The organism is Microcoleus sp. MON1_C5 (genome assembly GCF_036701875.1).
Taxonomy (GTDB): Bacteria; Cyanobacteriota; Cyanobacteriia; order Cyanobacteriales; family Microcoleaceae; genus Microcoleus.
Window position 1 is genome coordinate 1 of the sequence record NZ_JAUBRN010000040.1, and the last position, 14,662, is coordinate 14,662.

At 49.3% G+C, this 14,662-nt stretch carries 11 protein-coding genes; 5 read left to right on the forward strand and 6 right to left on the reverse strand.

Going from position 1 to position 14,662, the window contains the following annotated elements; translation table 11 throughout:
• Nucleotides 1-74: 74 nt before the first annotated feature.
• The 6 genes from QUA71_RS19005 to QUA71_RS19030 form a co-directional block, all read right to left on the reverse strand.
• Complete coding sequence (locus QUA71_RS19005; protein WP_333287332.1) at nt 75-191, reverse strand: DUF5615 family PIN-like protein; 117 nt, start codon at nt 189-191, stop codon at nt 75-77.
• Nucleotides 192-724: 533 nt separating this feature from the next.
• On the reverse strand, nt 725-1,279 hold the full coding sequence (locus tag QUA71_RS19010) for an NYN domain-containing protein (RefSeq protein ID WP_242722119.1): 555 nt from the start codon (nt 1,277-1,279) through the stop codon (nt 725-727).
• 180 nt (nt 1,280-1,459) lie between these two features.
• Nucleotides 1,460-2,299, reverse strand: coding sequence for a glutamate racemase (gene murI / locus QUA71_RS19015; protein WP_190660417.1), 840 nt, complete (start codon nt 2,297-2,299; stop codon nt 1,460-1,462).
• Between the two features lie 158 nt (nt 2,300-2,457).
• On the reverse strand, nt 2,458-4,251 hold the full coding sequence (locus tag QUA71_RS19020) for an N-acetylmuramoyl-L-alanine amidase (protein ID WP_333287334.1): 1,794 nt from the start codon (nt 4,249-4,251) through the stop codon (nt 2,458-2,460).
• 545 nt (nt 4,252-4,796) lie between these two features.
• On the reverse strand, nt 4,797-5,198 hold the full coding sequence (locus tag QUA71_RS19025; protein WP_333287336.1) for a hypothetical protein: 402 nt from the start codon (nt 5,196-5,198) through the stop codon (nt 4,797-4,799).
• A 478-nt stretch (nt 5,199-5,676) separates the two neighbouring features.
• On the reverse strand, nt 5,677-6,699 hold the full coding sequence (locus QUA71_RS19030; protein ID WP_333287338.1) for an alpha/beta fold hydrolase: 1,023 nt from the start codon (nt 6,697-6,699) through the stop codon (nt 5,677-5,679).
• A gap of 416 nt (nt 6,700-7,115) precedes the next feature.
• Between QUA71_RS19030 and infC the strand changes: the two genes are divergently transcribed.
• The 5 genes from infC (at nt 7,116) to QUA71_RS19055 (ending at nt 14,568) form a co-directional block, all read left to right on the forward strand.
• Entirely contained in the window at nt 7,116-7,652 is a 537-nt protein-coding gene (infC, locus tag QUA71_RS19035) for a translation initiation factor IF-3 (protein WP_006635262.1), read from the forward strand.
• Between the two features lie 111 nt (nt 7,653-7,763).
• The gene (locus tag QUA71_RS19040; protein ID WP_333287340.1) at nt 7,764-10,808 is read left to right on the forward strand and encodes a HEAT repeat domain-containing protein; all 3,045 of its coding nucleotides are present in this window, start codon (nt 7,764-7,766) and stop codon (nt 10,806-10,808) included.
• Nucleotides 10,809-10,930: 122 nt separating this feature from the next.
• A complete protein-coding gene (locus QUA71_RS19045; protein ID WP_190660410.1) occupies nt 10,931-11,407 on the forward strand; it encodes a Crp/Fnr family transcriptional regulator in 477 nt (158 codons plus the stop codon).
• A 737-nt stretch (nt 11,408-12,144) separates the two neighbouring features.
• Nucleotides 12,145-13,716, forward strand: coding sequence for a serine/threonine-protein kinase (locus QUA71_RS19050; protein WP_333287341.1), 1,572 nt, complete (start codon nt 12,145-12,147; stop codon nt 13,714-13,716).
• A 519-nt stretch (nt 13,717-14,235) separates the two neighbouring features.
• Nucleotides 14,236-14,568, forward strand: a complete 333-nt coding sequence (locus QUA71_RS19055; protein ID WP_333215412.1) for a DUF6825 family protein — start codon at nt 14,236-14,238, stop codon at nt 14,566-14,568.
• Nucleotides 14,569-14,662 lie beyond the last annotated feature (94 nt).

The window sequence follows — 14,662 nt, forward strand, 5'->3', positions numbered from 1 at the left end:
GGGTCTACCATAGGACTGGCAATGCTTTTGGGGTGTGTCACTGCTTATACTACCACGAGAGTGACAAAAGAGGGTTAATTGGTGGGTGCGTTTCCACATCTTAACCACACTACTTTCGGTGGAGAACTATACAGCCAACTTCTTTCCGTAAAGTCTGCATCTTGAGTCACAATACACAAATGGTTCAACAAATAAAAACAAAAAATCTGAAGCTGGAAAATTCCAACTTCAGACTTTTACTAACTCCCCGGGTAGGATTTGAACCTACGACCAATCGGTTACACTTATCCCAACGTTTCCGAAGGGCGCGGACTATTTCATCATCCCTACAAATCATGTTTGTGATCTGTCGTCGGATGTCGGGCGCTATGAGATTTATTGGTTAGGCTCCTCATCTCTAGTCTCTGCACCTTCCTGGCTACTTGCGATCGCAACCGCTGCCTTTCGCCAGACTTGGCTCAAGATTGCCGCCACCCGAAGTGCTGCGGTTTCCTTGAATTCACCCGATTTTTCAGTACCCGTTACCGGATAGAGCTGCTATGTCACTGGAGCTTTTGGTTGATTCCAAAGGCTTGCATTCATTACAGCCGACCGCTCTGCCACTGAGCTACCGAGGATTGGGGGTTTTTGTTACCCACAATTACTAACAATAGCTGAACTTACTCGATTTGGCAAGGCCTTTGACAAACTTTTTTTTTGTCAGACAGCGAGCGGGTTTCAGCAGCTAATGCAGCCCCATTCTCAACTTGGCGAGGCGCTGCTGGGATTCTGGATCGAGGGAATTGGCGAGAAAGCGACTGGAATTGTGTTTGCGGGATTTGTGCTGGCGCTCGCTGCGGCGGGCGGTGGATTCTACGTCAGCCGCTAGTTGTTCGGCGGACATCCATTCGGCACCGTAGCCGACTACGGTCAACTGCTGCGCTCGGTCTGATGTGGCGACAATCATGCGGCCTTTGCCCTTGACCGATCGCAACTCGTAGCGCAAACTAGCACAAGATTTTTCAATATAAGTATCTGCTGTCTGACCGAAGTCAGTGTAGTGCACCGATAAATTTTTAGTAATAATTTCTTTAACGCCGGGAGTATCTCGATAGTGCGCGTCAAACACCAGTCGAGCCTCAAAATCTTGAACAGCGCTGTAGTTAACTAAAACCTCTATTAACTCGCGGCGAGCTGTTTCGAGTTCGTCGCGATCGCGCTTCTCTCGGAGTCGAGGCCAAAGTCCAATTATGTTATAGCCGTCTACAAGTAAAACTGCTTGTGATACATAGGGTGACATGGTTCAAGGCTGAAGAGATCCAGCACGTATAGGACATTATTTGCATTGTTCATCAAAGCTTTTGTTCAATAATATTACCTATTGATGTGTAATTGCTAGGTTACATCGCAATAATTAAACCCCCCAGATCCAGCTTTACCTGAGTTTTGGGGGGTTAGATTAACCTATAAATTTTCCGGCTTATTCGCCAGATTCCAGCGATACGGGCGATCGTACAACTGTCGGCAGGGATATTTTCTCAACAGCAGGAGTACAACCGAGCCACTGCACCGACAACTCCGCAAACTGCTGCGGGGGGCCGCTCACGCAAAAACGAGTCGGTAGCGCAGTACCAGGATTCCGCAGCCCTAAAAGCTCCAATTCTCTGGCTGCAGCAGCCACCACCCGTACCGCAGGATCGATCAATGTCACCCCAGCAGGCAAAAGCGAGCGCAGCACAGGAGCCAACAGCGGATAATGAGTGCAGCCGTAAATCAGCGTATCGATGCGCTGCTGAATCAAAGGAGCCAAATATTCCCGAGCCACCTCACAAGTATAAGGGTCGTGAATCCGGTTTTGCTCCACCAGCGGCACAAAAGCCGGACAGCTAACCTGCCACACCAGGCAAGAATCGTCCATCTCCAAAATCGCATTTCGATAAGCATTGCTAGCAGCCGTAGCAGGAGTTGCGATGACCCCGATCCGCTTGCCTTGCTGCACCGCAGCCTGCGCCCCCGGCAGAATTACTCCCAGCACAGGGATATCAAACTCAGCCTGCACCATCTCCATCGCCAAAGCAGAACTGGTGTTGCAGGCCATAATGACCATTTTCACATCCTGTTCCACCAACCAGGCCATAATTTCGCGGACAAACTCCACAATTTCTGACGGCGTGCGAGTGCCGTAAGGCAGCCTCGCCGTATCTCCAAAATAAAGTATCGATTCGTTAGGCAATTGTCGGTACAACTGGGTCAAAACAGTCAAACCGCCCACGCCGCTGTCAAAAATACCGATTCTTTGTTGTCCAGAGTCTGTTGTCATTTGTTAATTGTCAATAGTCGGTTGTCAATAGTCAGCAGGCACCAGCCATCAGCCCTCAGTCATCAGTCATCAGTCATCAGGAAAAATTACCAATTACCAATTACCCATTACCAATGCCGAATTACCAATTACCAATTACCAATCCCTCCGGCAATATATTATCTTTGTTGAAGATAAACTAAAATGCCGCGAGCGATCGAAGCCGCCATTTGACTGCGGTAAGCTGGGTCAGAAAGCCTAGCAGCATCTTCAGCACCCGTCACAAAACCTACCTCCAGCAAAACAGAAGGCATAGAAGTCTTCCTCAAAACGTAAAATCTCGCCTGCCGCACTCGGCGGTCAGTCGCCCCTGTACCCTCCAAAATACTGGCGTGAATCACCCTGGCCAAATCTTGGCCGTTATTGAAATAATAAGTCTCAATCCCGCTAATATCCGGCCGACTCATATTAATCGCATTAGCGTGAATGCTGACAAACAAAGTAGCATTCACCCGTTCCGCCAAAGAAACTCTCGGTTCCAGGTCGATTTCGCTGTCGTCAGTCCGAGTCATCACCACCTGCACGCCCTGCTGTTCCAGCAGCCTCGCCACCTGAAACGAGATATCCAAAACAATCTCCTTCTCCTGAATGCCCTGAATCCCGACTGCCCCCGGATCGCGGCCACCGTGACCAGGATCGATCGCTACTACGGCGCGGCGGTTAGAAGCTTGGGGCAAATCGTCGTTTCCGAAAGTCCTTCTCGGCAAAGGCTGCCAATTCGGAGTGCGAGTCAAAGGCTGCTGCGCGCTAGCATTCGATCGCAACTGCAAAGACAGCAACTGCGGGTTCGGTCTCGTCACCCTGCCTACCTCTACCCCCGATCGCGGCTGCACCCAAATCACCACAGTCTCCGCATCTTCTTGGCTGGCAGTAAACGATACAGGACTGTTGGCATCGAGCTGAGGAATTTCCCCCGCCAGGGAACTAGAGGCGATCCTAATCCAGTAAGCTCTCGACCCCTGGTCCCACCCGCTGGTATAGGAGACTTGGCGGTCAGTTCTCACCACCAGTTGCGTGCCGTTACTGGCTAAATCAATTGACTGAACTCTCGCTAAATTTCCTTGAGCTTGTCTAGCCCGAGGATCTACAGTCAGGCGGCGGGAAACCGAGGGCTGTCGTACTACACTTCCAGGCAATAGCACAACCCCGCCCAAATTGCTCACAGATGCCCGCCACTGAGTATTAGAATTCTTCATCCGCAAAGTCACGCGGGTAACGGGCGGGTCTGTTGGCAGTTGCCGGACTTCAATCTGGTCAACCCCGTGCTGACCGTTCGTTTGAGGCTGTTGGCTGCTTAGGCCCGCAGCTAAACTAGCTCCTTCAATATCGAGGGTGGCGATGTCCCCAGCCCGACTTTGTTGAAAATTAATTTGGGGGCGACCGCCCGCAGTTCGGACTAAAAAACCGTCCGCCGTCACCTGAACGTTCTGAACTACAGTCGCCTCGCCCGACTGGGCTTGGGATGCTGAAGATTCAACCGATAACCTTTCTCCCCCTGGCTCTGAAATCGGATTTTGAGTTTCTCCCGGCACCGGCGTTGGCAAATCCACTGTCCACTCGGTCGGAGAAATCCCCCGGAATTTTACTTGCTGAGGGTCTATAGTAAACCCGTCTTTGATCTCGACCACAATTCTGGTCGTATCGTTGTCAAACTGCCCTACCCGCACCGATTCGATCGCCCCTGAGAGCGGTTTGCTGACCGAGGGACGACCCAGACTCGTCCCCGGCAAGTCGATTACCAACCGCATCGGGTTGAAAATCAGTTGAGCCTTGGGTTGTACTCCCCCGTCTGTTGTAATGTAAAGCCGGTTCTCTGAAGCATCAAACCGCCAAGATTGCAGTCTAGCTGCTTCGGCGGCTCCGGCGAGCAAAAATACACTTAAGAAACTCGGTAGTAGCCAGTGGAATTTCACGACAGTTTTTTCCTCGTTTGCGTTACTGCCAAAAGCTGGAAGGGCGCTGCTTGCCCGATCGGCTTTCAGCAGTTAGCCGCCAGCAGACCGGGGGCACGGGGGCCGTCAGTTGTTGGCTAAATTTACTTTTTTATGCGTTAACAGGCTCCAAAATGCCAGATCCCGGCATTTTTGAACTTTCCCGTATACTTGGGGGCGATCGGTTATAAGCAGACTGAAAGATTGTGGGCACAAGGGAAGGTATTTATTTTTAGGAGCAAGAAACAAGGTGCTTCTTGAAGTTAGAAGGTACAAGTTAGAAGGTAGAATTTTACCGTTCTTCCAGGGAGGGGTTTCATAGCTCTTTAATGTTGGCGAAGCTCGTTACGGCAAGGGTTATAATCCGCTTTACACTTGCGTTTTGTTCTAACTTTTCCTAAACTACCTCAATAACTTAACAACTTACCTCGGGAACAATCCGGATTTCCAAGATTTAGGTAACTTTTCAAAGCCACCAAATGTTAGTCCCAGACAAACTGACATATTCTTTGGAAAAATCTTTTTTGCTAATTATTTGCTAACAGATTCACAGTTAAATACAACTCCATATCGCCCCTGCTCTCTTTTTTTCTGAATTTTTTACTCAGGGATTTTCGGTGCTGCTTGAAACTTAGTGGGGCGATCGCGATCGCGCCCGCCAATTTGACACTATGATAGCTAGTCCATGTTTTCAGCAGTAACGGGAGAGTTTTGTGTGTTACTTGGGCTGGCAATGCTTTGTCCTTTAGACTGTTTTTGAGTGCACGATCGACAGCCAGAGCATTGGTTTGTTGACCTGAGAAAAAGTTTTGACCGTAGATGATATAGTTATCGCAGTTGTAAAGTTTTTTGGACAGCAAAGACAATCGATCGGCTTCTGGGTAAAACCTGTGATTTGGTTTAATGACTTGCCTTTCGACTAACTGCATAACTTGGATGTGTACTACCAGTTAGAGAAGATACACTATCTTGGTGATTGTGTCAATCTCTGACCTTCTAAAAAAAGGGCAATCAATAACAGTAGATACATGACATCACAGAAAGACGGAGACTTAATTTCCGGCAGGATTCGCCCACAGCAAACAAGTGGTTTAGGTTAGTTCAAGCCTCTAGATAGCCCCTGGGGAGTCAGTATCGAACCTCAAATCGACTGACTCTCAAGATAGGGAAGTTTTGTAATATAGCAACAGCCCTGACGGTTAGGACGTTCTTAATATCTGAAACCTAAGCGGTCGATTGGGCCTTCCCTCGGACTTCTTTTTACCCAGTCAGCTTCGTCGCTATAGCCTTCCACATCTGCTATACCATACCACCGGGTGCGATCGAGTTCTAGCAAATTTATTTTTGAGCGGCATCGATACCCGTAAGTGATTTTTTTCCCTTAGTAATCCACGGCCCCATGTCTAATCAACAGTGCTGCAATTGGCTCTCGCCCATAGGTGCAAAATTCCGGCTCATCCAGTTCAAAATTGCTTGATTTACTTGTTCCGGGCATTCATCCTGGGGACAGTGGCCCGCATTATCTAATTCAACTAGCTCTACATAATTGGGATTGCATTCGACAAATTGGTGGGGTCGGGCGAACCGAGGGGGAATCATCCGGTCTTGTTTGCCCCAAATTAACAGCATGGGAATTGTTAAATTTCGCATCACAATCTTGACACTGGGGCAAAATTTTGAACTGCCTACAGCTTTAAATAAAGCGCAGAAGGCCCGGGCTGCTCCCCGATCGCCTGCTGGCCCTGCTAGAATTTCGACTAATTCGTCGGTAACAGCTTCGGGGTTGGAGTAGGCAAAGCCAACCCAGCGACGGACAAAGGAAGGCTTGCTGGCAAAATAAAACAAAGGCCTGAGTACGATCGGAGAAACAAACAAACTTTCAACAGCTTCGATCCCCGGAAGCAGCCATCCGGGCACCGCTTCGGCTCGCACAGAGGGGTCTGGGAGGCTAACCATCACCGTGCCGGCCACCATGTCCGGGTGAGCCGCGGCCACGGCCAGACAAATCAGCGAGCCGATCGAGTTTCCTGCCAATATTACTGGCTCTCTGATAAAAGTTAGCCAAAAATCATAAACTTGATCGACCCACAAAGACACAGAGTAGTTGACCGGAGCTTTTTGGGAAGCGCCAAACCCTAACAAATCCAAGGCGTAAACCGTTTGGTTTTCGGCGAGTTGGGCGAGATTTTGTCGCCAGTGACCGATCGAAGCTCCAAACCCGTGCAGTAAAATAATCGGCGTTCCCGATGCGTGCGGGGCAATTGCCTGGGCCCCAGAATCTTGAGATTTGAGCGCGCCTTGATTTCGCCCCAAAGTCGGCCGCAAATAAGTGTAGCGAGTTTGCCAACCCCGCCACATCCAGTCTCGTTGAGTTCCCACCCGTTGGTGCCACAGCAGAGAATTTGTCAATTTTGCCTCAGCTCGCAACATAAATTTACACTTGCTTATACCTATTCTACAAGGCAAATCAGGCGACTTGGGGGACTTGCCAGACCGGGCGAGATGGGCTAGGAAAAGCGGTTGTACCTCATCCTTAAGCTTTTACCCTGAATTTTTGACGGTTTTGTCATCAATCGGGCAAGGGGGCAGGCGATCGTGTGTGAAGTTAAAATAAAACTAGGCAGAAACTCAGCCAGACTGAGTAGAATAGCAAGTATTGTAAGAATTCATTTACGATCGTCCAAATATTCCCCAAGGCTTTAGCGGAGGGGAGACAGGGCGCGGTAGTACGTCCGGTAAGGGTAACACCTTATAAAACAGTTCGATCGTCCAAGTGAAATATTGACCGATCAAACCTGTAACTATCAAGAAGCTTCGCTATTAAACTACTGCTTGTAAAACCATTCATGCCTGTGATTGAAAGAAGACAAAATCGCAACCTACCCCAGATCAACGAAAATATTCGATACCCCAAAATCCGGGTAATCGATACCGACGGCGCGCAACTAGGGATATTGACGCCTGCAGAAGCGCTGCGCCTCGCAGAAGAAAAAGAACTCGATCTCGTACTTGTCAGCGACAAAGCTGACCCGCCCGTATGCCGGGTAATGGACTATGGGAAGTACAAATTCGAGCAGGAAAAGAAAGCGCGAGAAGCAAAGCGGAAGCAGCACACTGCCGATGTTAAAGAAGTGAAGATGCGCTACAAAATTGAAGAACACGACTACCAAGTGCGCCTCAAACTAGCAGACCGCTTTATCAAATCTGGGGACAAAGTAAAAGCCACGATCATGTTCAGAGGTCGGGAAATCCAACACAGCAACCTCGCAGAGGACTTGCTCAAGCGCATGGCCACAGATTTGCAGGAAATCGCAGAAGTGCAGCAAGCCCCGAAAAAAGAAGGACGCAGTATGATGATGCTGCTGTCGCCCAAGAAAGTATAAATAGATAGTCATTAGTAAGCAGTCATCAGTCATAAACTGGTGACTGATAGCTGATGACTTCCGAAGTTAGTCAGTCAGGAATAAGCTACCACACAGGAAAATCAAGGCTGCATGGAAAATTTTCAAATCAGCGGTTCGGCGGGAGTAAGACAAGGAGTGCTGCGATCGCTCAACCTGCGATCGGAAGAAGTAGAGCGAACCATACTGATGTTCCTCGTCTACACTCTAACCTCCGTCGGTCTGATCTGGCTGGAACTCAGCACAGTAGGTCTTTTTCTAGATGAATTTGGTGCAGACAAAATGCCCTGGATCTACATAGCCAGCGCGTTTATCGGTTCTGGCTTGGGATTTGTCTACTCGTGGCTGCAAAAAATCCTGCCGCTAAGGCGCACCGTAGTGGTTGTTCTGGCAATGATGTCGATACCGCTATTTTTGTTTCGATTCGGCATCGGCTACGAAAATACTAAGATAGCTGGCGTCAGCATCGCTTTTATTACTATTTTTTTGATGTGGCTGTGGGTAGAAGCTTGTTATGTCCTCAACGACCTTAATACTTCTATCACTTCCAACCAACTGTTTAATATTAGAGAAATCAAGCGTACCTATCCGCTAGTCAGTAGCGGCTATCTAGTAGCTGGAGTAGTCAGCGGATTTTCTCTGCCTGTTTTGCTGTACGTAGTCGGACTCAAAAACGTTACCCTCATATCGGGGTTGATGGTGGCGACAGGCTCGGTGTTGCTCTACTACCTCACGGAAAAATACAGCCAAGCATTCCCGGAAACGGCTCACTGGACAGATGACGACGAAGACGACGACCAAGAAGAATTTACCGCCCGCAAAGTTACAGGCCCGCTCCAAAAATACGCTGTACCTCTAGTCAGTTTTTTCATCCTCGCAGAAGTCGTCTACGTGCTGGTAGATTTCCAATTCTACAGCCAGTTAGAATACCAAAACCCGGGGGACGGAGCTAGTTGGATCGCTAGCTTCCTGGGCATTTATGAAGGCATACAAGGCCTGTTTCAAGTGGCGACTCAGTGGTTCGCTTCGAGCCGGTTGGTGGAAAGAATCGGTGTATTCGTGACGGCGATGATTTTGCCGGCGGGCATCGCTATACTCGGGGTGCTGACCATAGGAGCATCTCTGGGCCAGCTAGTATCTGTGTTTATCGGGCTAATATTGCTGAGATTTTTAGACGAACTGCTTCACTACACGCTTTTGGAAACCGTTAGCCCGGTTTTATTTCAACCGATTCCCGACAATATTCGATCGGGAATTCAAACTTTGGTCAACGGTGTGGGCGAACCTTTGTCCTGCGGAGCTACAGGAGTAGGCATCCTGATTATGCTGTGGGTGACAGGCAAGATACTCCCCCAGCAAGACGAAAATGTATTTCACGACCAGCAAAGTTTGATATTTATTGGCGCGATCGTAATATTGGCACTGTTGTGGGTGTTTGTCGTATGGCTGATCCGCTCTCAATACGTGGGTTTGTTGGTCAAAAGTGCGGAGCGGGGGCGCTTGGGCGTCACAGACGTTGACCTCAAAGCTCTCAAGCGCGCAGTGGTGGAAACTCTACAAAAGCCGGGGGGCGAAGATGAAAAGCGCTCTTGCATAGAACTCCTGACGCAAATTGACCCCAAAAATGTCGGAGAAGTTCTGGCTCCCCTCCTCGATTCGCTGTCCCCTGGTTTGCAGCGCCAGAGCTTGGAAACGATGCTGCAACACCCGAACCCCGCATATTTAGAATCTGTCCGCGCACTCTCGCAGCAATCCTTGCCGCCGGAGGTTCTGGCCTTGGCTTTGCGCTACATCTGGCTGACGGAAGCTGAACCGAATATTGAGAGCTTGCGGCCTTACTTGCAGCCGACGGTCGATCCGGTGGTGCGGGGTACGGCGGCTGCTTTAATTATGAGAAGGGGCGATCGCCAGCAAAAGGCAGAGGCTACTAACACGCTGCGCCAAATGCTGACACACAAGCAAGAGCGGGAACGTGTTATGGGGACGCGGGCTCTGGGAGAAGCTGATTATTTGCAAGGACTGCGGCTGCACATCCCCAATCTGTTGCAAGATGAATCTCTGCGAGTGCGCTGTGCTCTGTTAGACGTGATTTCGTCTACTCATTCGGAAGAATATTATCCTTCGCTGCTGCGCGGACTCGGTTACAAATCGACTAGGGAAGCGGCTTTGCAGGCTATAGTCAAACTTCACAACGACGCCATTCCTTTGCTCGTGTATTTGGCTGAGGACATCCACAAGTCGGATTTGGTCAGGTTGCAAGCTTGGACGGCTCTGGGTCAAATAGGGACTCCGGAGGCGATCGACATTTTGGTCAGCAATTTGATGACGACCTGGGGAACTACCAGGCGCAACATCCTCCGCATCCTGTTGAAAATGCCTTCGGAAGCGGGGATAGAAGGGGTTCTAGACCGCATCGGCCGCAGCGGCTTGGAAACTCTCATCGAACAGGAGTTAATGTTTATCGGTCAAATTTATGCAGGTCTGGTAGATTTGTCTGGGGTAACAACCTACGGCAATTTCTCCGAGCGGGATGCCAACAGCACCGGGGCACCTGGGAACGATACGGCTCAATTGTTGCAGCGGGCTCTGGCGGGGTTGGAAGCTGATGCTAGGGATAGGTGTTTTTTGCTGATGAAGTTTCTTTATCCGCTGGACACGGTACAAGCCGCTGCTTTCAACATCGCTTCCGGCCAACCTTCTTTGGTTGCTAGGGGATTGGAAATTCTCGATAATACTGTGGATATAGCTAGGAAGCGATCGCTCATCAATTTGTTAGACCAAAACTCGCAAAGAGAAAAATTGAGCAACCTCTCGGAATTGATGGTTTACAAACCTCTAGCCCCTAGCGATCGTTTGCGCCGCTTGCTAGAATTGCGCCACTTCCTTTCGGATTGGGCCTTGGCCTGCTGCTTTCACTTGGCGAGAGAAGCGCGCTGGAGTCTTACGGCTCAACAAACTCTCGTCTGTCTGCAGCACCCGACGGGTTTTGTCCGCGAAGCAGTGTTAGCCTATTTGAAAATAGCCTCGCCGCGGGCTTTGGTCGAATTGTTGCCCAGGCTGCAAAATGACCCCGATAATTTGGTATCCGCTCAAGTTGAAGAGATGATGGCAGAGTTCGGTGCTGGGGGAAAAAGGTAACATTAGTCAGTTGTCAGTTGGCAGTTATTATTGTCAGTCAACAGTTAACCGTCAACCGTCAACAATTTTTATTTCCCTTCTTCTTCCCTTTTTTAAGTTTAAATTAATCATTGCATCTCATTATGTTAACCAGCGTCGAACGCCTATTGTTTGTGAGGGAGGTTCCGATTTTTAAGGAACTACGGGATGATTTTCTCGTGCGTCTAGCATCGGTAATGGATGAACTTTCGTTTCCTTCCAAGCACAGGATTTTTACGGAAGGACAAGAAGGTCGGTCTCTCTATATTTTGGTATCGGGAACGGTGCGGGTGCATATAGGCGATCGGGATTTAGCACAGTTGAAAGCGGGGGCTTGTTTCGGGGAAATGTCGCTTTTTGACGCAGAACCTCGCTCGGCTTCTATTTCTACTCTCGAACAATCCGAGTGTTTGATGCTGACTCAAATGCAGCTATACGATGCGATTGATGAAACGCCGGGAATTGCTGTGAATATTATTCGCTTGCTGTCGCGCCGGATTCGTGAGTTGAATCAAAAGTTGAATGCTAAAGAAGCCATGATGCCGCCTACAGAGACTGTGAGAGTTCCTGAAATGCGATGAAATTGGGGAATTGGGAATTGTGTTTTTAGTCGAGCGGTAATTCTGCACAATTTACAGCAGTTTGCGATGCTATGAGGTACATTAGCAGCAATGAGTGAACCAATGTCTTAAATGGTTCGGATTCATCAAATTAAGGGCAACTGCTACGATCCGGTCAATCATCTCTGGGGTCTGGGGAGAAAACATTCGCAAAAAAGATTTACAGCACTTTCCGATGTTATGAGGTTCAATTAAGTGAAAAGCACCTGATAGTTGACGGGGTTGTCACCCCGTCAATATTTAAAGTATGTGATGAGTCAATGTAACGACAAGCGGATAGCATTAATGGGGGATGGCGCTAAATATCATTCTTCTTTTCTAGGTTAAAGAGTTTTTGTCATGGGTGAATAATGATGCAAGATGAATCAGATTGGAAAATCACTTCTTTGAGCTTCGCACTCCTACGCTCCGACTCAGCATTCAATTGAAGATATTTGGTTACAAGCTAAACAATTGATTAGGGAGTGCTATCATCTGTATCAGACATTTGCTCTCGTCAAATATATATTTAAGTTAGTTACCGATTATCAGATATTTTATTTCGTCAAGCTTCATAGTTATGGTAAATTATCACAAATCATATAGGATTGCTATAGCAGAGCTAAAGCTCAAACTAGGGCGCCGATCGAACCTCACCCCTAACTCTGCGAAATAACCCAAAGGCGGTAGCATAGTTTGGGAAACGGCATCAACTGAAGATGAACTTAGCGCCAGCAACAGTCCTGCAACAGGGCAAATACAAAATTAACGCGACTTTAGGGATAGGAGGGTTCGGCATCACTTACCGAGCTATCCACACCCATTTAAACCAAACCGTCGTACTCAAAACCCTCAACGAAAGTCTGCGCCAACACCCAGAATCTGCCCAATTTCAACAGCAGTTTATTGCCGAAGCCCAACGGCGATCGCGGTGTCAGCATTTCAACATAGTCAGGGTAATCGACTTTTTTGAAGAAGCCGGACAGTCTTTTATTGCAATGGACTACATTCCGGGCCAAACTCTCGCCCAAATAGTCGAAACCGATCAGCCGCTGTCAGAAGCCCAGGCCCTTCACTATATTCGGCAAATAGCCTCAGCCGTAAGTACAGTGCACCACAGCGGATTGCTGCACGGAAATATCAATCCAGAAAATATTATCCGGCGAGCCGATTCTCACGTAGTAATGTTAATAGATTTCGGAATTGCCCGCGGCTTTACCGCCGGCACCAAACAAACCCACACTAACTTGCTCTCCCCCGGGTACGCGCCGCTCGAACAATACCTCTATGACGGTAAATGTACACCGGCCACTGACATCTACGCGATCGCAGCCACCCTCTACTACTTACTCTCCGGCGTGGCGCCCGTAGCAGCACCCCTGCGCGATCGCATTCCCTTGACTGAGTTACGGCAATTTCAGCCCAACCTCAGCCCAAGAATCGAGCGAGCCATCCTTCAGGGACTCGAAATCGACCCCCACAACCGCCCTCAGACAGTGGAAAATTGGCTCACCATGCTGCAAGAAACAGAGCGAGTATCAGTAAAAAGAAAAGGCAAGCAAAGTCTAAGATTGCCCGCACCTCCCCCCCCGCAGTTGACTTTTCTGGCGTTTCTCGTAACGGCTGCAATTGCAGGCTGGATGGGTTTTGACCTAGCATGGCACTACAACAGCACCAGTCTCAGCAATCGTCCCAAAATTGAATCCTTCCCATCTCTGGAAGATTTGCTCAAATCCCGCGATTTGTCAGGGCCGATGTTCGGGCAGCCGTCTGTCGAAAGCAGCCCTCTCTACCCGATCGAACTCAACAAGCTCCCCAAACCCTCCTTAGACAGCACCAACATTCCCGAACAGATCGACGATCCCTCAGAAACGAGCGCACAACCTTCTGAGTCTCCAAGCCAGGAAACTCCCGCCCCAGAACCCGAACCGGAACCTGAGCCATCGCCGACGCCCGAACCCGCAGAGGAGCCTTCTGAGTCCCCCATTCCAGAGCCTCAAACCGAAATCGAGCCTGAGCCCCAACCAGAAGCCGCACCAGTACCAGAAGTTGCGCCCCTGCCTGCAGAACCGCCCGCCGCGCCCGCCCCGCCTGCCCCTGAGAGTGCTAGCGCTGAAACCTTGCCGCCGTCGGAATCCGCGCCGCCAGTAATAGCCTCGCCCATCGAGCGATCGCCTGAGCCTGCGATACCGAGCGGCAGTGGCAACAATTCAGATAGTTCGATCGCACCTGATTCACCACCCCCTGTAGCAGATCCCACGATGCCTTTTCCCGAACCTGCGACAAATTAGTATGGTTTTTGTTGGTTCAAAGTGGGGACAAATACTTGGTTTTATGAGTCAGCAAATATCCGCTCAGTAGTTGAGATAATAAGGCCCAACCTAGCCAACGACTATCTTCCAAAAACTTCGCTCGAATCTGAAAATCCCAACAGTCGCCGTCTGAGTTTATCGAATATTTCCTATTTCCTCTGCAATCCAAATGCCCGCAAAAAAATGCAGGACGGTTTTCTATTTTGATTTAAATTATGTTAGAATATGTGCGCGGCGCTGAGGTGGTGTGATGTCGCGTATTAATACTGCCAAGCTGCAAACATTTTGGTACAAAGCAACCCCAACCTCGAATTTGAGCCAGTGTAAGCGAGGCTTTTGTGCTAAGCCGTGGCGCCTTAGACTGTTCTAACTCTCAACAATCCCATCCCCGACAAAGGGGTGGGAGAGTCAATTCCCCCAAACTTCCTTCCTTTGGGAGCAAGCATCATCGGGGACAAGCAAGTTATAATTTGTTGCGGAAGCGCACAGAGATTTTTTATGAGTAAACCCCCAGTTCATGCTTTTTTTGTAGGCAGAGCACTTGCCGAAGCACTGTACGAGCAATTAGAAAGCGCAGCAACCAACGCTTTCTCTGAACTCGGCAAATTTGACGCAGAACAAAGAGAACGCTTGCGACAGTTCACAGATCGAGTTGTGGAACGGGCAAATAGAGCTTCGGATGAGGCGATGCAGAACAGAACTGGCACTGCAAGCACCACCACCATTCAAGACATCCATCCTGCTGATTTGCAAGCGACTATTGACGAGCTGCGCGCCGAAGTGGCTCTGGTGCGATCGGAATTGCAGCGCTACCGCAGCAGTTTGCCCTAGCGCTCGATTCGACCACAACTATTATTTACTACGTGAGCGCATTGCTTTGCGCTCCTGCGCTCCTACTTTCAATCAAAGCAACAACATAAAATAA